Origin of the sequence: Aporhodopirellula aestuarii, assembly GCF_023701485.1 — a bacterium.
Taxonomy (GTDB): Bacteria; Planctomycetota; Planctomycetia; order Pirellulales; family Pirellulaceae; genus Rhodopirellula; species Rhodopirellula aestuarii.
Genome location: NZ_JAMQBK010000013.1, coordinates 12,611 through 38,049 on the forward strand (window position 1 = coordinate 12,611; position 25,439 = coordinate 38,049).

The following is a 25,439-nucleotide window of genomic DNA, read 5'->3' on the forward strand; positions in this document are numbered from 1 at the left end:
AATCGGAATCGGCACCACGTGACTCGCTCGCAACCGTTTTGCAATCACGTCGTACTCCCCGGGTCGCGTAGAATATCGGGGAGAGACGCTTGAGCACTACAGCCGATTGTCTAACTTTTGAATATCGGAAAAAAAGAGTGCCGTGAAAACGGTCAAGGTCGAATGGAGAAGGCGATGGCGATTCAGAGAAAGGTATTCCGTTATCGAGGTGACGTGCAGGGGGTAGGGTTTCGCGTAAACGCGATTCAGCAAGCTCGTGGGCTGACGATCGCTGGATTCGTACGCAACGAACCCGATGGGGACGTGACGATGGACGTCCAAGGTGACGCTGCCGATTTGAGAGAATTGGCCAAGCGGGTGGAGTCGTCGATGAAATACAAGATCAACGAAACTCTCGTCGATACCCGTGATCCCCTGCCGGATCGCACCGGCTTTAAGATCAAATATTAGAGCATTCGTATTCTTGCTATAGCCACCGCCGCCAGACGGTGGACCTGCGGGATTTCAAAAGTAGCGGAACGGCGCGAGCCGTCCGGTAACGCAGGACCGGACGGCTTGCGGGCTGTTGATTTAGTGAGCCGTCGGCGCTTGCCGCGGGCCTTACGGCTACGATGCGCGCATTGGACGCCCGCAGCTAGCGCTGTCGGCTCACTCATGTTTGCGAAACGAGTAACTCAACAGCCTGCTTGCGCCGTTCCGCTAAAAAAGGCACTAAAACAATCAACGTCCCAAGAGACCGAGCTACGTGAGTAGTAATGCTAACCAGCTAGAAGGCCGTAAGCGAAAATCACGGTTGCAAAAGTGCTCGCTCTGCCCTTTCGAGTTCCCCCGAACGCCCTCCGCCGGGCACGCAGTTGCGGTGGCCGTGCGGATGAAACAGCGGTGGAACGCGAGACGTGCTGTTACGGATTGATCACCGAAATCGTGAAGTTCAGTTGGTGAGGCTTGTCTCCAGGCAATGTGTACTCTGGATGCGTGCGGGCACCCCAACTGTTGTCGCCACCAACGCCGTGGACTTTCCAATCGACAAAAACGGTCTTGGCGTCTCGTCGGGAAAGTTCGTGGGGATGCTTGGCCGCTTCCACGTCGCCGAGGGTGTAAGGCCACACACTCATGCTGAGCGGCTCGCCATCGGCGGAAATGCGTAAGCCGCGGCCCGAGTTGTCCGTCACCGTCATCCAACGAACGTCGCATCGGTTGCCGGTGTCCTGCGTTCGCGGGTACGGGTAGAACATTTCTTCGACGGTCGATTCATAGATTCCGATTTCGCCACCCGTTTTACGATCCCAATACGTTTCGTGTGGTCCACGTCCGTACCAGGAGACTTGTTCGAGATCTTTGGGGACGGAGAACTGGACTCCGAAACGCGGCATCAATGGAATGTTGCCCTTGCCGGGTTGGTAATCAGCTCGCACCGCGACCTGGCCACCCGCCGAGACGGTGTATCGCAATTCGCAGCGAGATCCGTTGACTGGAAGTTTTCCTTGGACGATCACTTCCACACCATTCGGAGTTTGAGCGACATTGAAGTCCGTGACTTGCATCTTAGCGGCCGCTTCACGCCAAACGCCGAGACGTTTGAGATAGCCGTTACCCCGTTGATTGTCGTTAGGGGTTTTCCAAAAGTTGAGCAGCAGTGGTTCTGCGAGCATTTCGGTGCCACCGACGGCGACCGAATTCAACGAGCCGTTCTGTGAGTCAAACGTCACGCGAAGATCACCGGTGGTGACGACTCGGAGTTGGCCATCCTCCGTGAGTGTCACCGGGTCGGATGAGGGAGTCATTGCTGCCGGCGGTGCGGAAGAGATCGCAAATTGATCCCACGCGACAAGGTGCCCGGCGGGAGCCCACGCGGTTTCGGTTGCGGTTTCGAACGAAAGGGTCAGCAGATATTCACCGTTCGAGCCGGTGTCCATCATCATCGGGATCACGATCCCTTTTTCTTCGCCCGGTTCGATGTCGAACGGTTTAAGCGTTGCCCGAGATTCGATTTTACCGTCGCGTCTCAGCGTCAGCTTGGGGATGAATGCGTTTGTGTTGGTGAACGCAAACTTGTTTTGGACCCGAAACCGTCCAGCCGCGAGATCGTCGGCGTACACCTTGATGTTTTGGTGTACCTTTTTGACTTCCCACAAGTGTGGATTCGGCTTGCGGTCCGGGGCAACCAACCCGTTCATGCAGAAATTGGCGTCGTTGGGTTGATCACCAAAATCGCCGCCATACGCGAAGAAAGTTTTCGGCTCGGTTGTTTGAGCCGTTTCTTCCTTTGCGGTGCGGAGATCGAGGTCCAGGACGAGGCCGCGTGTTTCGCGTTTGGCAACGTCTGCGACTTCGGCGTCCGAGAGGGCACGGTTGTAAATCCGGGCGGATTCGATCGGCAGCGGCGCCGTGCGTTTGGTCTCTTCCGAATTGCGGCCGATATTGACCGGGTAGACGCTGGTCGAGAGTTCGCCGGCGAGCAGGGTTTGTTTCACCTTCTTGCCGTTAACGTAAACTCGCATCTGCGAACCGTCGTAGGTCGCGGTGATCCGGTTGGCGCCGTCGACGAGACCGGCTTCGTCGTATTTGACGCGAAGGCTCTTCCAGTTGCCGGGGAATAGCGTGAAGTTCACTCCGACCCCATCGAGACGCAGCAGGTACTGGTGATCACCTTTGGTGATCAAAGGGCAGTAGCTATCGACGCGGTTGCCGTGAACGACCGCTTCAAGAGTCAGGTTGCCGGTGAGTTGCAACGACTCGGAATCGGGAACCACGACAGCCCCGGTGACGCCTTTCTTCTCATCGACGCTGCCAAGAACCTTGGCAACCGATTTCGGGTTTTGGCGATCGGTGACCGTCAATACCGAGGGAACCGGTTTGCGGAGTCCCTGGTCGACCCAGTCCCAGATGAAGCCACCCTGCAACGCTTTGTGAGACTCGATTGCGTCCCAATAATCTTGGAAGTTACCCACGCTGTTGCCCATCGCATGCGCGTACTCGCATTCCACCAAGGGGCGGTCCGGGTTGTTTTCAGCGTACTTGACGATGCGGTCGATTGTGGCGTACATCGGGCAGCGGATGTCGGTATTCCGATCGCTAAAGCCCGCTTGCTCGTACTGAACCGGACGCGACGGGTCACGGGATTTGACCCAGTCGTAGTTGGCAAAGAAGTTGACACCGTTGCCCGCTTCGTTGCCGAGCGACCAGATGATGATCGAAGGGTGGTTCTTGTCTCGTTCGACCATCCGTTGCAATCGATCCATGTGAGCCTTGCCCCATTTCGGATCCTTGGCGAGCGATTCTTTACCGTAGCCCATGCCGTGGGATTCGATGTTGGTTTCGTCGATAACGTACAAACCGTATTCATCGCAGAGGGCATACCACATCGGCACGTTGGGATAGTGGCATGTCCGAACCGCGTTGATGTTGAATTGCTTCATCAGTTTGATGTCGGCAATCATCGACTCGCGGGAAACGTTGTGCCCGGTATCGGGGTGATGTTCGTGGCGGTTCACTCCCTTGAAATAGATCGGTTTTCCGTTGACGTGAACCTTGAGATCTTTGATCTCGACTTCACGGAACCCGACGCGGGTCGTCGTGACTTCGACCGTCTTGCCGCTGGCGTCTTTCAACGTCAGCAGAAGGCGATAAAGGTTGGGCGTTTCGGCAGACCAGAGTTTGGGGGCAGAGACGTCTTGTTTGAGTCTTACCGAGGCGGAATCGCCCGCAGCGACCTTCGCGGTTTGTTCGTTGCCGCCGATGACCTTGCCAGCATCGTCGAGTAGTTCCGTCGTGAGGGTGAAGTCAGAACCGGCGTCGGTTTCGTTGGCGACGGTGACGTCGACGGAGAGGACCGCGTCTCGGTATTCGTCGTCGAGATCGGTGTGGACGAAGAAGTCATTGATTTGCAATTGATCGGCCGACCACAGATAGACATCACGAAAGATTCCGCTCAGACGCCAGAAATCTTGATCTTCGAGATAGCTGCCGTCGCTGTATCGATAAACTTCGGCGGCGATCGTGTTTGATCCCGGTTTGACGTGTTCGGTCAAGTCAAACATGGCGGGCGTGCGACTGCCTTGGCTGTATCCGATCTTCGTACCGTTGACCCACAGGTAGAACGCGGAGTCGACGCCATCGAATTGGACAAAAATCTTGCGACCGTCCCAGGATTCGGGGATCGAAAATTCGCGACGATACGAACCGACCGGGTTTCGCTGGGAGAAATTGGTGTAGTGAGCGGGCGGTTCACCCATCACTCGAGGCGGATCGATATGAAACGGATATTTCATGTTGGTGTAGACCGGCACGCCGTAGCCCTGTAGCTGCCAATTGCTGGGGACGGGGATGTCGTCCCAGCCGGTGACATCGAATTCGTTGCGATAAAAATCGACGGGGCGTTCGCTCGGATCTTTCGACCAATGAAACTTCCAGGGGCCGTTGAGACTTTGGTAATACGGCGTTGCTTCTGGCGTCGCTTTCAAGGCCGCGTCGCGATCGGGAAAGGGCAGTGCGGTCGCTCGCGGCGGCAGCTTATTGATTCCGATGACCTGTTCATTTTCCCAGTCGGGAGTTTGACTTTGGCCGACCTGAGCAGTGCCCAGGGCAAGAAACAAAGCGGCCAATACGGTGCGGGTTTCTAACCAGCGTGACGCGCCGGGAAGCGTTGCAGCAAGCGATTTCATGGTCGATGGGGAGATGCGAGGCGGGAGGGGTAAGGTCCCCTGACGCGGTCCCAGTTGATCCTGTGGCCGTCGCCGATTGAGGCCAGTCGCCGTCGGAGGTGGGACGGGTGGCATGGAGGCGGGACCGGGCTGGAGGGGCCGGCGGGGATACAGGGCAATGTACCGCTCTCGCAGATCGCCAACTACCGCCCTTCTATGGATTCGCCAGGACAGATTGTCACCGCGCGATAGCATCAATCCGCGACCGTTAGATTGATTGCCGCAATCAGGTTTCTAGCGGTCGACCGAGATCGCTTCGGCGTAGGCGAGTTCGCCGGTCCGTCCGTCAAAATATTGAAAGATGACCTGCGGATGGGGGTACGCAACGAGCCGTTTGCCACCGAGTTGTTTCGGCATGTTGAAGACGTTGTTGACCTGGACGACGCAGTAGTGAGGGTACAACCGTTCGAGTCGCGGCAGATCGGGTAACACATAGCTGGACCACCGGATGTCCATTTCGCGGGGCCCAAACTTCCATTTGCCCGTCGCGGGTCGGTCGCTCTCGTCGTTCTTGGGAACATGGTTGACGCTGTTGTGCGGGCCGCAGCAGAACTCCCAAACGTGGTCGGTGATCTTGATCGCAAAGCTGTTGTGAAGATCGCCCGTCATGACGAACACTTTCTTGCCCATTTCGTCCCACGCCTTGATAAGCGTTTCGCGTTCGTCAAAGAACCCGGTCCATGCCTCCTCTTTGTTTTCGGCGTCTGCTTCAAAGCCGCCTGCGCCGCTGTGTGGGATCATGAATGGCACCGAGGAGATCACGAAGAAGAAATCCGCGTCGCTGCCGCTCATCGATGCTAACAGCCAATCGAGTTGAGCTTTGCCGAGCATTGAAACGCCCGGTTTGTCGCGTTGCGAAACGTCGTGCATGTCTCGGTCGCCCCGCGTGTCGAGGATGTAGAACTCACAATTGGCGACTCGCATCATTCCGTAGCTGCGACGACCGATCGAATAACTGACCGCGTCGTCGTCCACTTTGGCGGGCATGTGCAACCGCAAATGGTGAGCGTCAACAACTTCCACTATGTCATAGACGTAAGAATTCTGATTGCCTTCGTCGTTGTCAAACCGCATGTCATTGACACCCGCCTCCGCGGTGCCCCAGTGAACGTGCAAGTTCAACATGTTTTCAATCGGCAGTTCGGTGAAGTCGGCGTCAGGATCGAACAACAGGTCGCTGCCCGCGGTCAACCTTGCTTTGCCGAAATGGATCGGATCGGAATGTTGCATCGGGTTCGCCCAGCCGAGATAGTCGTACCAGGCTTGCGTTCCGATATCACGAAAGACGGTGCGTCGATGTCGCTTACCCGACTCGCCCGAACCCCAGATGTCATTGACGAGTTCGTGGTCGTCGAACGTGAACATGCTCGGAACGTTTCGATGCCACTGTGCCAACGCGACGCCGCGTTCCAAGTAGAGCTTGTAGTTTTCCCATACGCCCACAATCGTCGGTGCAACGTCGACGACCAGAGGCAGCGTTTCGACGCCTTGGATCAATCGCCACGCTTCAACCGGATAGGTTCGTAGTTCCTCGTACAGCCAGTCTCCGTTCATAATGTGAAAGTGAACTTTGTCGGCCCAATCTTCGTTGAGGTGTTCGTACGTTGTGGATCGATGCCCGGCGCCGTGCAGCGGATCTTGGTTCGCACAAGATCCAATCTGAAACCGAAAATTGAACAGGCCTTCGGGATTGTGTTCGTCGTTGCGAGATTCCTGTGCGCTCGGCAGCGTTCGAAAACTGCCGGGCAGACCGTGGGGGCGACCGTTGACGTGAATCTGGTAGTGGTAACGCGTGTCGGCGGCGAGATTATCGAGCGTCAAGACACCGGTGTTGTCGTGCTCGATTTGCGTGTGACCCACGTTGCTGGTCATGGTCAAGGATGCCGCATCGACCCCGTATTGAACCGTAAATTCACCGGGATCAGATGTCCGTGCCCAGACACGTACCGAACTGGCGGTCGGCATGCCGAGCATCGGACCGTGGGTTAAACGAATCGGGTCACGTACGGCAATTTGCCCGTTCGTCGGGGGACAAAACACAGCGAGCGTTAGTGCAGCGAGAAGGCTAGCGAGAAGGATGCGATGCATGAGAATCGAGGGCGTGGGGAATGAACTCGGCAAACAAGACTCCGCGTAATGAGCGGTGCTACGTTCGCTGGTTAGGCGATCAGTAAATTCTCACTCGGGGCGAATACGCTTGGGTGCGAGTGCGCCGGATGCGATGAATTGCCTGACGCGTTCCATTCTACGCGGAACGAATCTTCGATTGGTGATCGAGCGGCACGGAATCAAGCGTACGCGACGCAGATGAGAGCGAACGCGTTCAGTTGCGGCTTTGGTTGAACAGTTCTCGTATCTCGAAGTCCGAAAACGTGCGGCTGAACATCGCGAACTCGTCGATGCGGCCGTTGAGGTTACGGACCGGCGAATTGTCGTAGGCGCGTTCGGGACGCCAGTTTCCGAGTTCGGTTTTTCCAAACCGGATTGTGGGAATGGGAGCGCCCGGAGGTTTCGGTTCGCTGCCGATGCGGAGGTCGAAGGTCGCCACGCGGCCACCGTCGAGGTAGTGGGTCAACGTTTGTGCAGTGATGTCGACGACCACCGCCAAATGGATCCAGCGTCCGAGGTCCTCGTATCCAAGCATGGGGGAGGTAACGTAAATCCGTCGCAAGGAATCTGCCGGTTTGATGCCGGCATCGATTTCGCCGGATGATTTCACTTGCCAGTGCAAATGCCCGTCTTCGTATCGGTCGGTGAGGAAGATCGAATTGAAGAGGCGATCAAACCCGTCCAGTCGCAACCATGCGGTCATGGTGACGTCTCCAAATTCACCAGGAATGTTGAGGCGAACGCGATCGCTCGGTTTTTTGAACTCGAGTGATGTTTTTGCCTCCCAGCGACCTGGGCTCAGTTCGCATCCGATGATGGATCCATCGATCGCGTTCTTGCTGAGGTCTTTTAAGACTTGCGGGTTGTCGGTTTGTGAGTCGAAGTCGTAATAGACGACGAGGCTCGGATCGGCTTTGATTTTCTCACGATACTCACGCCAAGCTTGGTAGCTTTTTTGGCCCTGGGTCGTCTTGCGACGGCTCAAGTCAACGGTGTTGGTGAACTGGTTAGGATCCGAAGTAATTTTTTCCCATTTTTGGTCGCTCTTCTGTTGCAGGCCTTCACCCGACAGGACGGTTTGCGGGGACTGGTTTCCAACCAACGAATCGACGCGGACCTCGCCATCGAAGACGTGCAACTCCTGTTTGCCGTCGGGTTTGATTTCGACGCCGAACTCGGTTCCCAGATCCAGATATTTTGTGTCGAGCGTTTCAACTGTGAAACCGACTGCTGCCGGTGGAACGTAACAACGAACTTTGCCGCGATGAAGAATCGCCTTGTCGACGGAGACAAGGTCGAGTTTGGCAGGCCCTTCGACGACCATCATTGCACCGGAAAGAAACACGATCTCAAGGATCCCGGACTCAAAGTGAACCGAGTGGCTTGGGACAACTTCGCCCACCCGTAGAGGTGTCGACGATGGGCCCCAGTTCACATCGACCGCACTCTTGATCAGCGCGATCGACCGGTTGCTGACTAGTCTCGTCGGTGGCAGCAGTGAATCCATGTGCCGGACGGCTTGGGTGCTGTTTTCGGCAACCTGCGCGGGCACGCTTGTGTCAGGCCCTGCGGCAGTCTTGTTCGCCTCATCGGAGTGGTAATGGACGAACAAGAATGAGATCACCAAGGAAGCGGCGCAGGCCACGGCCACGGCCAACCAAGTTGACCTATGACTGGACGAGGGCGTCCTTTGATCGGCAGGAAAGACGCCGGCGGTCGGCGAATCCTGCTGCATAACATTGGACAGCGAGACGCCGCTGAGGTCGCACGCCGTCTGGTCGATCTCGTACATGTCCGCGATCTCATTCAGCGCGGCATGGGTCGACATCGTTTCTCGGAACTGGCGTCGGCGTTCGCCACTGGATCGAAGTATCGATTCCAGTTTGTCAAACGACTCACGATCCAGCAGACCGGCGCAGTAGCGATCGACGAGGTCGTTAAATTCAGTGAGGGAAGCGGCGTCAGGTGGCATGGGCATTGTTTTGGCAGAACTGTTTCAACTGGGCATCAATTTCGTTTCGACGCATTCTTTAAGCTTGCGACGCAATCGGCCCAAAAGTTTGTAGAGCCGATTGACGGGCACGCTGTGTTTTTCGGCAACCCGGTTGATCGGTGTCCCGCTCGCATAAGCGGCGAGCAGCAGTTGCCGGTCATTGCCTTCGAGTCGCGTCAAACAGTCACTCAGGTATCGAATCCGCTCTTCAATGTCGAGGGCCTGTTCGTCCGCGGTGTATTCCTCTGCGAGTGTGGCGATCAAGTCTTCGTCGAGCACAATTCGATCCCGAGCCTGACGACGGCGATAGGCCAGCACCTCAAAGCGGGCGATCACATACGCCCATTTCAAAAATCCGGACTGATCGTCGAGTTCGTGATATTTTTTCCAGAGAACGGTACTCACGTTCTGCATGACTTCGTCGACCGAATCTCGATCACCGAGCAAGGTGAACAAGAACGCGCGGATGCGACGCTCGTTGGTGGTGTAAAGTTGGACAAAACTTGCGACTTCGGCATCACTGCCGGATCGGTCTGCTTGTTCATTCATTGCCGATCCTAAAAAAATCGCACTATAGAGTTACTGCCGGACATCTGAGATTCGGCCCAGAAATTTGAAATTTTATTCAGCTTTGTTTCGGAGCACGTCTGCGACTGGCGGTCTTGCGTCTAGCCCGGATATTGCACGCGATTGGTAGGCCGAATCACATAAACCATTGCCAAGCCGGAACTACGGTCGCAAATCGATTGATTTTGAAAATAGCAGAATGTATTTCGAGCAAATCAGGTTTATGCGGATACGGCAGGGTTTTTCGAGACCTCGGTCCGGCCTACGCAATATCCGGGCTAGGGGCCACAAGGTTAAGCCTCAGAGTACAACGCCGCTTTTGAGCAACAAGACCGTAACAAGTCTGGATTTGAGACGTGGCTCGTTTGGCACTGGATTGCGAGTTCGTTAGACGATAACGCGTTTCCTGACGCGACGCGATTCACACAACGTGACGCTGGAAAGCTAGTACCTCGTTTAACCTGACCTTGGGTTTGCCGGCACCGGAGGGTTCGCGCCTCACCGCGAAAAGACTCAGCGGGAAGACGCAATCCGTCCGGTTTCTCACCGAGTTTGAATGCTGACAAAGCACCAACCCGAAACCGCTGTATCCCTTCACCGAATGATCGCGTCTCCAGCACGATCACACCGCGATCGCAAAAATAAGATCGAAAAGTGGGAAAAAGGGAGGGGCAAAGCCCGGCAATGGCGCAGTAATCAATTGCGGCAGATAGACGCCCCATGCTGAAGCGTTGGGGCTTTCACTTGCCTGTTCCGACTCTTTTAGGCGTTTTGCCGTCCGATCTTTCGAACTACTTTACAAATCTGGAGACTCTCAATGCGAAGGTCATCGTCTCGTGGTTTCACCTTGGTGGAGCTGCTCGTCGTCATCGCGATTATTGGTGTACTCGTCGGGCTACTGTTGCCTGCCGTTCAGGCGGCCCGTGAAGCTGCACGGCGAATGAGTTGCAGTAACAACTTCAAGCAGCTTGGGCTCGCGGTGCACAACTACCACTCGGCATTCAAGCAGATGCCAATACACGGTGTTGGGCCTTATGGAGATGTCGCCAAGAACTGTAACAACACAGGCAACGAGGGTGCTGAAACGCGGCGGTCAACCAAAAGCCAAGGTAGCGCGTTGATTGGGATGTTGCCATTCTGCGAATTAACGAGCTTGTGGGAGTCAATGTCGAATCGGCAAACGAGCGACGATGGAGCGATTGACTACTACCCGTTTGGTCCAAATCACACGTACGGCGGTTCGGACGTGACACGCTACAATCCTGCTGTCACCGAAGTGCCGACATTTCGTTGCCCGAGTGATCCGGGACGGGGGTTCCCGGCGCTAGCCAGAACGAACTATGCCATGTGTCTTGGGGATACCGTTTGGAATATTCACCGAGGTATCTACCATCGAAACAACAACAGTGTTGTGTCTGGCAAGTCGAATGTTGCGAATTGTCGTGGCGCATTTGTTGCGCATGCGAGCATGCAATTTGGTGACATTTTGGACGGATTGAGCAACACGATCATCATGGGTGAGATTGCGACCGACCTTGGCGACAACTTTGCCGCGACCACATTCGGGACGAACAATGCAGACAACAACTTAATCCTCTCCAATCCGTCGGCGTGTGACGCTGCCTTGGATCCAGCTCGGCCCACCTTTTACGATACCACCAGTTCGAACTACAAGGCGCAGTCGGGAGCCCCGAACATCATGCGTGGTTACCGTTGGACGGCAGCCGGGGCGTGTTTCACGGGGATGACGACAACTCGTCCTCCCAATAAACCATTGTGCGGTCGCTACTCGTCAACTACCAATGCGATCGAGCATGTCGGTTCATTTCCCGCCAGTAGTCGTCACCAAGGCGGTTGTCATGTGCTAATGGCTGATGGCGCCGTTAAATTCGTGACTGATTCGATCGAGGCTGGAGACCAGACGACTGGGCCTGTGGATCCAGGTCGTTCCGGCTGCAAGGACGCCGGTCTCAAGAGCCCCTACGGGCTGTGGGGGGCTCTCGGTACGAGAGCTTCGAAAGAGACTGACGGTATCGGCGATCTATAGTCGCCGCCAACTGCTTGGATGGACGTTTGACAATCTCTCGAAATAGAAAGCTAGAAGTATGGATCTGCGTTTACTGGTCTCGTGTGCTCTGGTCACGTTATCGATTTGTTTCGCTGGTTGCGGTTCTGATGAGCCTCAGAAAATTGAATACTCTCCAAGCCAATTGCAGCAAATGGATGCGGCAATGGGGATCGCTGCCGATGGCGAACCTGTTGGCGGTGCCGCCAAGTTTGAAGACTAGTGTCTCCTCCGATCGTCAGTGTTCACTCGCACCGAATTCCAGCCAAGTGTGATCGTGACTGCAGAGTGGATTAGGGCGGGATTCGTTCGCGGAATGATTGGTAGCTACGTAGAGTCTTTAAGTTCTTAGAGAGCGGCGATGCCTCTCAGGTCGTCGCATTGCCGCTCTCGAGGGCGAATCATCTATCAGGTGTGATGGTTTCCGTTCTTGCGCGAGCGTGTATCGGTGGCATCGCTGTTGGACTCGTCGTCACGTTCGGCGTCGCACGTCGCCAAGGCATGGATTGGTTGCCGGTGTTTGGAGCAAGCTGTCCCCGAGGTACTTGCGTTGTGAAGGCCAGTGTTTGCGTGGCTGTTCTTTCCGCTCGGATTTACCATTGCGATTGATTTCCCGTGATCTGGTGCAAGTCCGAGGCTTTCACGCGACGATGCTGCATCTACTTGGGATCGATTCGGATCGGATGAGCTATTCCTTCCGAGGGCTCAATCAAAAACTGACAGGCGTTAAACCCGCACGCGTGATCCATGACGTGATCGCTTAACGCGGTGCGGCAATTTCTTGTCTCCGCGTGAGGCCGGTATTACTTCAATCGCGTTGTGATGCGGTTTTGTCGCTCTCAGGAAATCAATCGGGGAACCCACGACCGGATTCGCTGGTTTCCCAGTTGGCGTTTTCGCAATTGTGCAGACGCGATCGGGCGACAGGTGCGTGTCTTTTAGCGACCGTCGTCGAACGTCACTACGCCGGTATGCATGTCGTAGATCGCACCGACGATTTTGACTCCGTTCTGTTCGATGGCTCGTTCGAGGTCTGCGACCTCTTTGAGCCGCGATACGCTGAGTTCCACGTTCTTGTGAACGGCTCGGTGGATGGTTTCGCCACGATCTTCACCGTCCACGAACGAAACGGCGGGTTGGATGCGACGGACCAGCGAAGTGATCTCGGCCGGTTCATGGGCTTCATGACGCTCACTATCGACCGCTGCGGATACCGCACCGCAGTGCGTGTGTCCCATCACCACGACGAGTTTCGTGTCGAGGTAATCGACGGCGTATTCGATACTCGCGACCACGTCGGTGTCGACGATGTTCCCCGCCACGCGAACGATAAACAAGTCGCCGAACCCTTGATCAAAGATCAGTTCCGGCGGCACACGTGAGTCGCTGCAACTGAGCAAGACTGCCCATGGATGTTGTTCGTTTTCCAATTGCGATCGCCACGAGTAGTTTTCGTGAGGATGGTTTGATTCCCCGGCAATAAACCGGCTGTTACCTTCGCTGAGCCGCTTGATCGCGGTCTCAGCATCGGTGATACCCGGCGATCGTTCACCGGCAACTGGAAACGCGGAATAGCCTAAGACGATGAGGGTTCCGCATAACGCGAGAGTTTTGACCGGAGTGATGGCATTCATGGTATTCGAATAAACGAGTTGGTACCGATATGGCTCGGCTGTCATTTAGCTCGGACTATACGTCGATAAATGAAAATCGGCGAGCGACGATTTGATTGCATCTCCGTCATGTGGACGTTGAATGGGCAGTCAACGCAGCCCGGGGCTGTTCTGCAAATGAACGTAAAAGCCTGCAAAATGTTGCAGATAATTGTGTTTTGAGTTCGCGTCGTTAACGTGTGAGCGGATCACCCATCAATTCATGACGCGTCGATTTGCCACAATAAATTTGCCTTCGGACACACCTCAGCTCGACACCTTGGATGACGCCGGAGTCGGCTTGAAGGGGGGAAATCATTCCTGTTGAGCGTCTCGTCCGGCGTCCGTTTTCGGCCTATTCATTTGCGGTGTTTACGGGGCGATGGAATAACGCTCGTAATGTTTCCACGCGATGTGTGTTAGCGTTTCTTTATCGCCCCGTGTGATGATTAGCGTCGTTGAGGAGTTGGCATCATTGATCAAGATCGTGTGCATCGCAAACGGTCTACCTGCGGAGTCATCACTGACGACAACAGATCGCCCGGTGGAGCGAGATCGCGCTGCCTGTTCACCGCCCCCTTTCGTACCCGAAGCAGATTGGATGTTGGGGTTGTCAGCCACCTCAGAGGGGATGTTTGGGGTGAGTTTCCCACGATAGAAAGCCAGCACATCTTCTACCGATGCATCGGTCGTGAACGAGGAGCTGCCCACAACCGACGGAACCGTTCGTGTGCCGGAGCCGTCAACGGTCGCGCCATCAGAAATCTGCGCCCCGTGCATTTCGGCGCCGGGGTATCGAAATGGACTCAGCAGTTGCATCAACGATCGCGGTTCGGCCGAAGCCGGCAACGACGGCAGGATGCAGGTAAAAATCGTGACGACGAAAAGGAGCAGGCGGTGCATGGCGACGATCGGGATGGTGGCGCGAAACGAATGGGGGTGTAACGATGGTTGGCTACGGATCAGGTTGATCGTGCGAGATATTGGGACACCAACAGTGTGGTTCGTGATCAGCCTATTGCGTTGCCGAATCTGGGATTGAATACGAGTGTCCGGACAAGCTCGGCAGCGTGGTTTGGCGCGAAGCGTTTTGAGCGATTGGGCGGAGGCTTTGACTTTGACTTTGACTTTGACTTTGGCTTGGGCTTGGGCTTGGGCTTGGGCTTGGGCTTGGGCTTGGGCGGAGAGTTTGGCTGGGATTCGAAACCGACCGACGTCGCCTACGTCAGCAAAACGATCGTGCATTGTCGTTTCATAACACGTCGTGGTGAGTGAGCGAGGCGCCTGTCGCCGTTTCGTTGGAAGTATCGGGAAATAATGTTGAAGACCAAGCAGTTGGTCCATCGCGGTTTCAATCAGCAATCGATGCGCACTGGCAAAACGAGCCGGTGGTCAAGTGTTTAATAGTGGGCGTAGGTTAAGTGGTGCGCAATGTGCTCCCGTGCATAATGAAGCCTTGTGACGCTCTTGTTGGCGTATTAGGGTAGGATGCAGACCGTACGGGGCGTCAGCAAGGAATGCTCGAGGTTGTGAGGTTGCCGCCTAATCATGCGGCAGAGGTGCCAACTCGTCCGTGAATCGGGAACGACGGAGGGCACCGCGAGGATAGCAACGCCGAATCGTTTCTGTCAGGATTCTTGCGGGGTATTGCTGTGAAAAATGAATCACCAAGAAACGACTCCGGCACGCCACAAGTCCCATCGGAGTTCCCGAAACGACAGGCACCGCTCGCCTTCGTCGAAAAGATTGGTTGTTTGGGGATCGGTTGCTGCTGTTTGGATCTAAGCACTTTCGAGATCCGCGAGCTGAACTCGGCTTTTGCTGATCTTGTGGGTAGCAGTGAGAACGAGCTTGTTGGCACCCCGCTGATCAGGTTGTTGTCCGACGACGACCAATCTGGACTCGTCCAAGACCTCAGCTCGTTGGTAAAGGGGGGGCACTGCGAGGTGTCACGCACCTTGTTCGTGCAGGTTGAAGGGAAACCACAGCGATGGATCAAAGCGACGTTTGCCTTGTGGGATCAGGACAACGAAAACATCCCGGAAGAGTGTATTGTCACGACAGCAATCGATATTACGGGAAGCATCAAGGCGGAACGGGAACGCGATCAACTGGCCCAGCGGATGGAGTTGTCGGAGGAGCAATCACAGGCCGGCTGCTGGGAATTGGTTCGCGGCGAAGAGATCGGTTGGTGGTCCAAGCAACTCTATCGCCTCTATGATCTCGATCCGAACGGACCGCCACCGTCGATCGACCAGTTCATCGATTTGATTCATCCCGATGACCGGGAGCAAGTCTTGACGGCTCATGGGAATGACCTGCAAATCAATAAGTCAATCGACGTCGAGTTTCGTCGCAATCCGGAGATTGGAGAACTGCGATGGCTACATTCGAGAGTGACGGCGATCGAGCGAGGCGGCGAGACGATTTGGTTTGGAACTACGCGAGATGTTACTGAGCAACACAAGATGAAGGCTGAGTTGATCAGGAGCGAAAAGTTGTATCGAGAGATTGTCGAGTCTGCGAGCGAAGGTATCTGCATGGTCGACGCTAACGGCTGCATCGCGAAGATCAATGATGTGGCCGCTGAGATGTTCGGCTACACACCCGACGAACTGATCGGAAAAAGCATCTTTGAGTTGGTGGGGGAAGGGCTCGAGGATGATCTACGGGAAAACTTCAAGTTGCGGTCCGAAGGCGTGGGGGACACGGTTGAGTACCGGATCAAACATAGCGCGGGTCGCGAGGTTTGGTTGCTCGTCTCGTCGCAGCCGTGTTACGACGAGCATGGTGAATTTAGCGGGACGAGGAACGTTGTTCTGAATATCACCAATCGCAAACTTGCTGAGCAATTGGCTCGAAAAGCGGCCATCGCCCGAACCAAACTCGAAATGCTGTCGACACGGGAGCGGGATGTCTTCAAGCATGTTGTTTCGGGGCAAATGAACAAAGTCATCGCGAAGCGATTAGAGATCAGCGAAAAAACGGTCGAGCGTCACCGGTCCAATGTTATGAAGAAGTTGGGGGTCAAGAGCGTCGCAGAATTGGTTCGGATCGCGATGGATGCCGAATCGATCGAACACTGAAGGGTGGTTCGTGCTTGCCCCGCCATGGCTCTTCGCACGGGGGGCATGGACGGGAACGGGTGTGAACGAACGTTTACAGTGAGCAGGTGCTTCCGAATGAGGCGGGCTGAAATCCTTTTTCGAGGAAGAGAATTGCCACTCCCCCTTCCCCTCGCTCGACCCTGCCGGGGGGAGGGTGAATCCATTCTTAAAGCACGTTATTGGGAGGGATGTAGGGGTTGTGAGACTGCTCAAATTTGATTCTGTCGTACAGTATGCGGGATACCCCGCAATTGCGCATTAACGTCGGACGTGTTTTGATTTCCGTCCGATAGTTCCAATGTGACCTTGAAGTATGGCTCAGCCGGCTCTAGGTGATCTTCGCTTGGGGCAAAGAGTAGATCATCACAAACCGGCTGAGCCTACTTCGGTTTTTCTGAGAGCATTCACGTTTTTGCTGTCGCCACCGTCGCTATACGGTGGACCACGTTCTGGGGAACGTAGCTGCCAAACAAGAGTCTTCGGCTCTTTCAACGATGCTGCAGCGAAAGCGAATGATTTTGTCCGAGTCCGTATGCGGACCGGTTCGTCATCGGAGAAGTCGGAGCTTTCGTTACAAGCGGCATTGTTGAACACGCGATTCAATGAAACGTGTTGCGAAATTCTTCGTTCGTCACGCAGCGACGTGCCGCATGATCGCCGAGCGACAAGGCGTAAAAAAATCACGGGAGCTGATTGCTGAACCCGTGATTGTTTGGTTGGTCGTGCTGCGATCGAAGCCCTTCGATCTCGCTAACCGTTACTGAATATCATCATCGCTGATTCCGAGCGTCTTCGCCAAGTTGCGACGCTGTGTTTCAACGGTATCGAAGAGTCGCTCGTGGAGTGTACGAAGACTATCGACCAGTTCGACTGCTTCGTCTAATGACGTGTCTTTTGTTAAGGGCTTTGCGGTGAACTCATCGCTCAAAAGTTTTGGCTCAACTTGGAGGCCTCCATCGTCCACGGCTGCCTGGAGATACGTTTGGCTGACGAAGATGTGGCGACGGAGTTGCTCGGTGACATAGATGTACTTAGCTTCATTGGCTTGATAACGAGCTTCCGCAATTTCTTTTTCTGCTTCTCTGACGGCAGCAGTGTTCGTATTTTTGCTCTTCGGGGTGGCGTCACGAACTGGGGAAGATTGTTCAACATCTTCGGCGCGAATCAAATGCGATTTAGCGATGCCGAGAAGGCACAGTGTCATGAGCTGCTGGATCTCCGCCGGTTCGACATTCACTTTGCCGCTACGAATTCGATCTGCGACGTAAACGCATTCAGATGCGATGGGCACCACTCCCGCTTCGCCACGCGTCATCGCGGCGGATGCGGCTAGGTTCAACCAAGCAGCGCACTTGTCGAGTTCATCGGCCAACTGCTCCTTGTCTTCGGATCCGATTAACGCGCGGACGGTTTCGGTTTGCTCGAGTGCTTCGTAGCACAACGGCCAAAATGTGGTTTTGTCGATGGTGACCCAACCCGTGGCTTCCTGGGGCCGCGCGTCGTAGAACTTCGGCCGCTGAGGTTTGATGGTGTTGGGACTATCTTCGGCTGCGAGTGGGAGGCTAGCAGCCAGCACAGCGGTCACAAGGATTCCGAACCGAGCGCTTCCGACCAAGAAATTGGGCATTGAGTGACTTCCTTTTTTTGAAAACCGAACGTGGACAGGTGTTTAATGGCTATATAATCCCACAACTGAGCGCCGGGTTTTGTAAAAACTGACACGATTTTCGAGTTTTTTCCAAAGTGGCGGGTTGGCAGCCGATTGTCGGGTGATCGTGATAGCCGATACCCCGGAGCTGCGTGAGCGTTTTCGTTTCCGTTGTAGCCAGCGTGGCCCCGGGTGGATCACGTTCTGGCGAACGTGATTACCTATTGCGAGCGTGCGTCCTTGCTAGCGATGGACTCAATGCTCATTAATCACTGCGTACTTGCCGGGGGCAATGGATCGGAAGCAACAACGCATCGCTTTGAGTTTGATGAGTTGTTGCCCGGCGTGCTGCCTCACGCTAATTGAGTTGGCAAACAAAAAAAGCCGCCGGTTTGCACCGGCGGCCTGATGGTTGTTGCTCAAGTGAATCGGCGATTAGCCGTTGGCAGCGTATCGGTGTTGGAGCGATTCCACTTCCATTTCGTTCTCGCGGACCGCCTTCATCGCCCGCACGGCTGCTTCCGCGGCTGCGAGGGTGGTGATGCATGGCACGCCGTGTTGCACGCCGGCAGCCCGGATTTTGCCTTCGTCCGTGCGGGCTCCCTTGCCACTCGGCGTGTTGAGAATCAATTGCACGTCGTCGTTCTTGAGATAGTCAATCAGGTTGGGATGCCCTTCGGCAATCTTTTTGATCGGCGTAACGGCGATGCCCGCGTCGGTGAGCCGTTGGGCGGTGCCTTCGGTGGCGAGTAGTTCGAAGCCCAGGTCCATCAGCGACCGGCCGAGGTCGACGACATCGTCTTTGTGTCGCGCCGACAGCGAGAGGAAGATCTTGCCGGAATCGGGCAGCACCGTGCCGGCGGCGAGTTGGCTCTTGGCGAACGCCATCGAGAACATCTCGCTGATCCCCATGACTTCGCCGGTGCTTCGCATCTCGGGGCCGAGCACAATGTCGACGCCCGCAAACTTGCGGAAAGGGAACACGCTTTCTTTGATGGAAACGTGTCGCGGGATCGGTTCTTGAAGGGCGCCCAATTCGGCCAGCGTTTTGCCCGCCATGACTTTGGTCGCGATCCCGGCAACCGGGACGCCGGTCGCTTTGGCGACAAACGGAACCGTGCGGCTGGCCCGCGGGTTGACCTCGAGGATGTAAACCTGTGGCCCTTCGGATTCAAGCTTGACCGCAAATTGGATGTTCATCAGCCCGACGACGTTGAGCCGGGCGGCGAGTTTCCTTGTGGCGTCGCGGATTTCAGCGAGCACCGGTTGGGTCAAGCTAAACGATGGGATGCAACACGCCGAGTCACCGGAGTGAACACCGGCTTCTTCGATGTGTTCCATGATGCCCATGATGACGCAGTCATTGCCATCGGAGATCGCGTCGACGTCGACTTCGGTGGCGTCTTCGAGGAAGCGATCGATCAGGACGGGTTGTCCGTCAGCAACGATAAACGCTTCGGCGACGTAACGCTCGAACTGGGCGCGATCGTAGCAAATTTCCATCGCTCGTCCGCCGAGCACGAAGCTGGGCCGGACCAAGGCGGGATAGCCGATCCGTTTTCCTTCGACGCGGGCTTCTTCCATGTTCCGTGCGATACCCGACGGCGGTTGTCGCAGTCCGAGTTCGTTGATCAGGCTTTGGAACAGCTCGCGGTCTTCGGCGGTGTCGATCGTGTCGACGCTCGTGCCGATGATTGGCACGCCGGCTTGTTCGAGTCCACGCGCGAGGTTGAGGGGTGTTTGTCCGCCGAACTGAACGATCACGCCATCGGGCTTGATCTCGTCGCAGATGTTTAGCACGTCCTCGATCGTCAATGGTTCGAAGAACAGCATGTCCGAGGTGTCGTAGTCGGTCGAAACGGTTTCGGGGTTACTGTTGACCATGACCGATTCGATGCCGAGTTCCTGCAAGGCGAACGAAGCGTGGCAGCAACAGTAATCGAACTCGATTCCTTGGCCGATGCGGTTGGGGCCGCCGCCGAGGATCATGACGCGTTTGCGGTCGCCTTTGGGGGGGACTTCGGATTCCGATTCGTAGGTGCTGTAGAAGTACGGCGTCAACGCCTCAAATTCCGCCGCACAGGTGTCGACACTCTTGAAGACGGGACGGATGTCTTGGGCGAGACGGTGAGCGCGAACCTTGAGTTCGGTCGATCCGGTCATCGCAGCGATGTGTCGGTCGGAGAAACCACGACGTTTGATGTCGAGCATCCTTTCGGCATCGATTTTGTCGAGCGAACCGATCGCAGTGACCTCGTTCTCGATTTCGATCAGATGCATGAGGTGTTCGAGGAACCATTCGTCGATATGCGTCAACGCATGGATTTCGGCAACGGTCATGCCGGACTTCATCGCGTACCGGATGTAGAAGACGCGTTCGCTGCCCGGGGTGCTGAGTTTGGCGCGGATTTCGTCGCGGTCCGGTTGTTCGTCGGTGCCCCATTTATCTTTCGGGTCACTGCCGAAACCGAACGCACCGACTTCGAGGCCACGGAGTGCTTTTTGGAACGACTCTTGGAACGTGCGTCCGATCGCCATCGTTTCGCCAACGCTCTTCATTTGCGTCGTCAGTGTCGCGTCGGCTTCGGGGAATTTCTCGAACGCGAAACGCGGCATCTTGGTGACGACGTAATCGATCGTCGGTTCGAAGCAGGCCTTCGTTTTTTGGGTGATGTCGTTGGGCAACTCCCAGAGGCGATAACCGACGGCGAGTTTGGCGGCGATTTTGGCGATCGGGAAACCGGTCGCTTTACTCGCCAACGCACTACTGCGGCTGACCCGTGGGTTCATTTCGATCACGATCATGCGTCCCGTATCGGGCTCGATCGCGAACTGGATGTTACTGCCTCCGGTCTCGACACCGATTTCGCGGATAACGGCCATCGAGGCGTCACGCATCCGCTGATATTCTTTGTCGGTGAGCGTTTGCGCCGGCGCGACGGTAATCGAGTCGCCGGTGTGCACGCCCATCGCGTCGAAGTTTTCGATGCTGCAGATGATCACGACGTTATCGTCGCGGTCCCGCATGACTTCCATTTCGTATTCTTTCCATCCGATGATGGATTCCTCGATCAGGACTTCGGTGACCGGTGACTGGTCGAGTCCGTTCTGCACGAGCGCGTCGAAATCGTCTTTGTTGTAGGCGATCGCCGATCCGGATCCGCCCATCGTGAAGCTGGGGCGGACGACGGCGGGCAGGCCGACTTCGGCGAGTGCCTCGCGTGCTTCGGCGAGCGTGCCGATCGTGAAGCCTTTGCAGACGTCGAGACCGATTTTTTCCATCGCCTCTTTGAATTGGTCGCGTTCTTCGGCCTTGGCGATGACTTTGGCGTTTGCTGCGATCATTTCAACGCCGTATTTCTCAAGCACACCGTTGGCGTCGAGGTCCATCGCGACGTTGAGCGCCGTTTGTCCACCGAGAGTGGGCAGCAAAGCGTCAGGGCGTTCTTTGGCGATGACCTTCTCGACCACCTGCCACGTCAACGGCTCAATGTAAGTCGCGTCGGCCGTGGCCGGGTCGGTCATGATGGTCGCGGGATTGCTGTTGACCAGCACGACCTCATAGCCTTCCTCGCGGAGAGCTTTGCAGGCTTGCGTGCCTGAATAGTCGAATTCACAAGCTTGGCCGATAACGATGGGGCCACTGCCAATGAGCAGAATTTTTTTGATGTCTTCGCGGCGAGGCACGATCTTGGATTCCAGTTAGCGGGGAGGCGAGAGGCGTCAAATTTTGGGAAGGATACCAAGTTTTCTGTTGGGCGCAGAGGACGGAGACCGGACGAAAGGTTGCTAGCAATTGCGGGATGTCTGCCACTAAGAGCTTTTTGGGGAAGATGACGCCGGGGGGGCCTTTAGAACATTGGATTCTTGGCCAGAAGTTCCTCGACTCAGTCCCGTGGGGTGGGTAAATTGAGGTTAGGAAATGAGAGGTTTGTGAGAAGTTGGTGATTTGAATTGGCAAAGAATTGCATCAAATTTCCATCTGTTTCTTCCAAACCACCGCAAATACAAGGCTGCCCATACTCAGGCGGAGTATTTCTTGTACTTGCTTCAATGCCACAAGACGGGGCTATAGGAAAACATCATGAGAATATTCGGATTCCGAGTGATCCTGTCGGGGCTCTCACAAGCCAGTGAAGGCTTGGCCCACGCACTCTACGAGGCCGGTTGCAGCGATACATCGGTTCGCTCTTGCAAGGGAGTGGTTTCGGTGAAATTCCAGCGGGAATCAGATTCGTTGGATACGGCACTGTTGGATGCGCGAGATCAAGTTGAGACGGCAGGATATCGGGTCGAAAGAATTGAACTGGACGGCGACAGTCTCGATGCGCTGGCCTCCGACTGCGGAGCCACCCTAACCGGGCAACATTGGCGATAGTTGATTGTTCGCTTTCCGCGATCCGCCTCCGCCGAGTGGTGGGGGTGCTCACAGGTGTGTCTAGACATTCGTTAGTCCGTCAGGAGTTCGCGGACGCGTTTTGAAGTGGCGCGTTTTGCCGATGTGATCGGGTTCTGAGGCCTGCAGAGTAAGTTCTGCGGAAAGCCCTCCCCGGCCGCTTTCGCGTCCGACCCTCCCGCAAGCGGGAGGGTGAAGGTTGAGAACGCAGGTGCAGAACTGGTGTGTTGGTTTGGTTAACGGTTCGCGTACGCGTTACTAAGTTGCGAGTTTTGCCGAAGTGATCGGGTTCTGAGGCTCGCAGAGTGAGTTCTGCGGCGAGCCCTCCCCGGCCGCTGCCGCGTCCGACCCTCCCGCAAGCGGGAGGGTGAAGTCAGAGAATGCAGGTTCAGGACTGGTGTTTTGGTTTGAACAGCATTTTGCGAACCGTTCGGGTTGTGACGATTCGTCGCGGGAGCTGACTTTCTCAGCATGGGGCGGTTTTCAGGAATGGACGCGTAGAGACAATACATTGTCTGTTTCGTCCCCACGCTCGCTCCTATCTTCTTATGACTCTTTCGCTGATGCTTGGTTCTCGCCGACGTTTTCTGCTTAGGAAGCGGTCTGTTCAGACGATTTCGTGTTGTCGCGTGCCGTTTGCGGTGCAGATGTTTTGCGTTTGGACCGTTGGCTTGTCTTGCCTGGTGTTGTTGGCTGGGTGTCGCGAGTCAGCACCGGAATTCGATGTGAACCGAGTGCGTGCAATGTCGCTGGAGATTTCCCGCGATGTTCCGACTGAGGCCGCGCTGCAAGACGTGTCTCCGCTAATCGAAACCCTGTTCGGGACACCTCAATCGCCGCGTTGGCCGGTCGAGTGGATGGCGACAGACGAGCAGCGGAGTTTGGTTTCGCTGGATCGATTGAAGATCGCAGCCGGTGGGGTGACGAGCGACCAGGAAAACGCCCACACCGGTCTGTATCAAGAACACTGTGTGATTTGTCACGGGATTTCGGGCAGCGGCGCGGGCCCGGCGTCTCGATATCAAGTCCCCTACCCGCGTGACTTTCGAGCCGGAGTGTTCAAATGGAAATCAACCTCGAGGTCCGAGAAGCCGACTCGCGATGATCTGATGCAATTGTTGGTGAAAGGCATTCCGGGAACACCGATGCCGAGTTTCTCGATTCTGCCGCCGTCGGAGCGGGAGGCGATCGTTGACTACGTGATCTATCTTTCGGTGCGTGGTGAAGTTGAGCGTGAGCTGTTGGCATTCGCGATCGACATGCTGGACTACGACACCACGCCGCCGGAAGAAGACCTACGTTTGCGTTTGGTGTCGACCGCGGATTCGGCGGAAGTACCGAGTGAAATGACCGAGGGCCAAGAGGCAATCGCGGAAGTGATCGACGATGTGGTGGGACGCTGGACGAGTGCCGAGCCGACGCCGGTGCCGCCGTATCCAGAATTGGAAGGTGACGAATTGGCGGCATCGATTGAACGTGGGAAAGAGATTTTTCACGGCCAGATCGCAAACTGCGCCGGCTGTCATGGGCAGGGTGGTGCGGGCGGTCTACCATCGCTTGATTACGACGACTGGACGAAAGATTTTACGACACGCATCGGTATCTCTCCGGACGACAAGGATGCGGTGAAGCCGTTTCGAAAAGCGGGCGCGTTGCCACCCCGGCAGATCGATCCGCGTGTGCTCGCTGGTGGAATCATGCACGGCGGCGGTGATCCCGAGACATTGTATCGCCGAATTCAGAACGGAATCGCTGGCACCCCGATGCCGAGTGTTGAAATCAGCGAAGATTCGGCAGGCAAAACAGGTTTGTCACCCGATCAAGCCTGGGATTTAGTGAATTATCTGAGCGAGATGATTGCAAACCCGTGACACGGACGCTCGTCGCCTGTCTCTCCCTTTCCCCACCTCATGTTTCCTGTTCCCACATCAAAATGCGTGATACCTTTCGATCCGTCGGTGCTCTCACGGGGCTGTGTGTTGGCCTTTCCTTGATGTGGTTGATGGGCATGGGGGGATTGGTGCCTGCGGCGATTTTCGGTGCTGGTGGTGCGGTCATCGGCGGCATGACAGGAGAACGGATTCACGATCGGGGAGGACGTTAACAGTGGCGTCAACAACGAATCATGCATCCGCGTATTCCACGCCCGAATCTGATTTGGGTCAGGCCGCGGTGCCACAATCACGCTGGCCGCGACGATTGGCGGTGGCGTTGGTTGTCCTGGTATGGCCGCTGATTTGGGTGGGCGGTCTCGTCACGACCTACGATGCGGGGATGTCGGTGCCCGATTGGCCGGGGACGTACGGTTACAATCTATTTCTCTATCCGCTGTCGACGTGGCTGCTCGGCCCGTTCGATCTGTTCATCGAGCACGGTCACCGATTGCTCGGCGCGTTGGTCGGGTTTGTCGCGATCGGTTTCCTAATCGCCTCGTGGCGGGGTGATTCCAGGCGTTGGGTCACGGTGCTCGCCGGTGCGGTTCTGTTGGCGGTGATCGGGCAAGGAGTGTTGGGCGGAATGCGGGTGACGATGAGTGCCCGCGTGTTGGCGATGATTCATGGTTGTACCGGTCCCGCGTTTTTTGCGTTGTGCGTCGTAGCCGCGTGCGTGACGGGGAATCATTGGCGGCGCAAGTCGGTTTTGGAGGCCGCCGGTGTGGGCGTATCGGAAGCGGGGCCGAGTCAGTCGCCGCGGATGTTTCTGCCGATTTTGATGGTGGCGATCGCTTATTTGCAAATTGTTTTGGGGGCCCAGTTGCGGCACGCTCTGCCGACGGCGAGCCCCGGAATGTTTGCTCACACGGCGATGACCCACGCCGCAACGGCGATCCTGTTCGCGTTTCTGGCGGGAGTGGCCTGGTGGCGAATGCGGGGGTGCGGCGATTTGACGCTCTCGCGTCCTGCGGCAGGATTGGTATGCTTTGTGGGCGTGCAGATTCTGCTCGGGGTGGGGACGTGGATTGTCAATTATGGGTATCCACCGATATTGGAGTCGTTGCCCGGCAGTGCGTCGTATCGGTTGGAATCGAAGAACCTGCTTGATGCCTGGATTGTGACGGGGCATGTTGCCACCGGATCATTGATTCTGGCTGTTTCAACTCTACTGGCGGTGCGTCTCAAACGTCGCCGGGCCGTTTTGGCGGAATGGCGATCCAGTCGTGAGTTGTAGCGATCGCCGGCGTCAGCACGCTGCGTCGCTT

General features: G+C 56.0%; 16 protein-coding genes and 1 pseudogene. 9 read left to right on the forward strand and 8 right to left on the reverse strand.

Translation table 11 applies throughout. The annotated features are described in order from the left end of the window. Window positions 1–174 precede the first annotated feature (174 nt). Window positions 175–450, forward strand: a complete 276-nt coding sequence (locus NB063_RS03835; protein ID WP_250927421.1) for an acylphosphatase — start codon at window positions 175–177, stop codon at window positions 448–450. A gap of 452 nt (window positions 451–902) precedes the next feature. Here the strand turns inward: NB063_RS03835 and NB063_RS03840 are convergent, their stop codons facing one another. From NB063_RS03840 to NB063_RS03855, 4 genes are all read right to left on the reverse strand, one after another. After that, window positions 903–4,664, reverse strand: coding sequence for a glycoside hydrolase family 2 TIM barrel-domain containing protein (locus NB063_RS03840; protein WP_250927422.1), 3,762 nt, complete (start codon window positions 4,662–4,664; stop codon window positions 903–905). 273 nt (window positions 4,665–4,937) lie between these two features. Continuing rightward, window positions 4,938–6,791, reverse strand: a complete 1,854-nt coding sequence (locus tag NB063_RS03845; protein WP_250927423.1) for an alkaline phosphatase D family protein — start codon at window positions 6,789–6,791, stop codon at window positions 4,938–4,940. A 235-nt stretch (window positions 6,792–7,026) separates the two neighbouring features. Then, complete coding sequence (locus NB063_RS03850; RefSeq protein WP_250927424.1) at window positions 7,027–8,790, reverse strand: LamG domain-containing protein; 1,764 nt, start codon at window positions 8,788–8,790, stop codon at window positions 7,027–7,029. A gap of 18 nt (window positions 8,791–8,808) precedes the next feature. Then, entirely contained in the window at window positions 8,809–9,354 is a 546-nt protein-coding gene (locus NB063_RS03855) for a sigma-70 family RNA polymerase sigma factor (RefSeq protein WP_250927425.1), read from the reverse strand. A gap of 835 nt (window positions 9,355–10,189) precedes the next feature. Here NB063_RS03855 and NB063_RS03860 point away from each other — a divergent pair. The 3 genes and pseudogenes from NB063_RS03860 to NB063_RS03870 form a co-directional block, all read left to right on the forward strand. Beyond that, a complete protein-coding gene (locus NB063_RS03860; RefSeq protein ID WP_250927426.1) occupies window positions 10,190–11,419 on the forward strand; it encodes a DUF1559 domain-containing protein in 1,230 nt (409 codons plus the stop codon). 58 nt (window positions 11,420–11,477) lie between these two features. Next, window positions 11,478–11,660, forward strand: coding sequence for a hypothetical protein (locus NB063_RS03865; RefSeq protein ID WP_250927427.1), 183 nt, complete (start codon window positions 11,478–11,480; stop codon window positions 11,658–11,660). Between the two features lie 400 nt (window positions 11,661–12,060). After that, a pseudogene (locus tag NB063_RS03870) lies at window positions 12,061–12,201 on the forward strand (DUF1501 domain-containing protein); the annotation flags it as partial. A 174-nt stretch (window positions 12,202–12,375) separates the two neighbouring features. Here the strand turns inward: NB063_RS03870 and NB063_RS03875 are convergent. Together NB063_RS03875 and NB063_RS03880 are read right to left on the reverse strand one after the other, a co-directional pair. After that, window positions 12,376–13,071 carry a carbonic anhydrase gene (locus NB063_RS03875; RefSeq protein ID WP_250927428.1) on the reverse strand — a complete coding sequence of 232 codons (696 nt, stop codon included), beginning with the start codon at window positions 13,069–13,071 and terminating at the stop codon, window positions 12,376–12,378. A gap of 390 nt (window positions 13,072–13,461) precedes the next feature. Beyond that, complete coding sequence (locus NB063_RS03880; RefSeq protein WP_250927429.1) at window positions 13,462–14,334, reverse strand: hypothetical protein; 873 nt, start codon at window positions 14,332–14,334, stop codon at window positions 13,462–13,464. 407 nt (window positions 14,335–14,741) lie between these two features. Between NB063_RS03880 and NB063_RS03885 the strand changes: the two genes are divergently transcribed. Then, on the forward strand, window positions 14,742–16,175 hold the full coding sequence (locus NB063_RS03885) for a PAS domain S-box protein (protein WP_322975056.1): 1,434 nt from the start codon (window positions 14,742–14,744) through the stop codon (window positions 16,173–16,175). A gap of 778 nt (window positions 16,176–16,953) precedes the next feature. Here NB063_RS03885 and NB063_RS03895 read toward each other — a convergent pair. Together NB063_RS03895 and carB are read right to left on the reverse strand one after the other, a co-directional pair. After that, the gene (locus NB063_RS03895) at window positions 16,954–17,823 is read right to left on the reverse strand and encodes a hypothetical protein (protein WP_250927430.1); all 870 of its coding nucleotides are present in this window, start codon (window positions 17,821–17,823) and stop codon (window positions 16,954–16,956) included. 456 nt (window positions 17,824–18,279) lie between these two features. Beyond that, entirely contained in the window at window positions 18,280–21,531 is a 3,252-nt protein-coding gene (gene carB / locus NB063_RS03900) for a carbamoyl-phosphate synthase large subunit (protein WP_250927431.1), read from the reverse strand. Between the two features lie 397 nt (window positions 21,532–21,928). On the opposite strand from carB, the gene NB063_RS03905 reads away from it, so the two are divergent. The 4 genes from NB063_RS03905 to NB063_RS03920 all read left to right on the forward strand — a co-directional run bounded on the left by NB063_RS03905 (window position 21,929) and on the right by NB063_RS03920 (window position 25,408). After that, a complete protein-coding gene (locus NB063_RS03905) occupies window positions 21,929–22,222 on the forward strand; it encodes a hypothetical protein (RefSeq protein ID WP_250927432.1) in 294 nt (97 codons plus the stop codon). A gap of 761 nt (window positions 22,223–22,983) precedes the next feature. Further along, complete coding sequence (locus NB063_RS03910) at window positions 22,984–24,111, forward strand: cytochrome c (RefSeq protein WP_250927433.1); 1,128 nt, start codon at window positions 22,984–22,986, stop codon at window positions 24,109–24,111. A 62-nt stretch (window positions 24,112–24,173) separates the two neighbouring features. Further along, window positions 24,174–24,344: a hypothetical protein gene (locus NB063_RS03915; RefSeq protein WP_250927434.1), complete on the forward strand. Its 171-nt coding sequence runs from the start codon at window positions 24,174–24,176 to the stop codon at window positions 24,342–24,344. Window positions 24,345–24,346: 2 nt separating this feature from the next. Then, entirely contained in the window at window positions 24,347–25,408 is a 1,062-nt protein-coding gene (locus tag NB063_RS03920; RefSeq protein WP_250927435.1) for a COX15/CtaA family protein, read from the forward strand. Window positions 25,409–25,439: the final 31 nt, after the last annotated feature.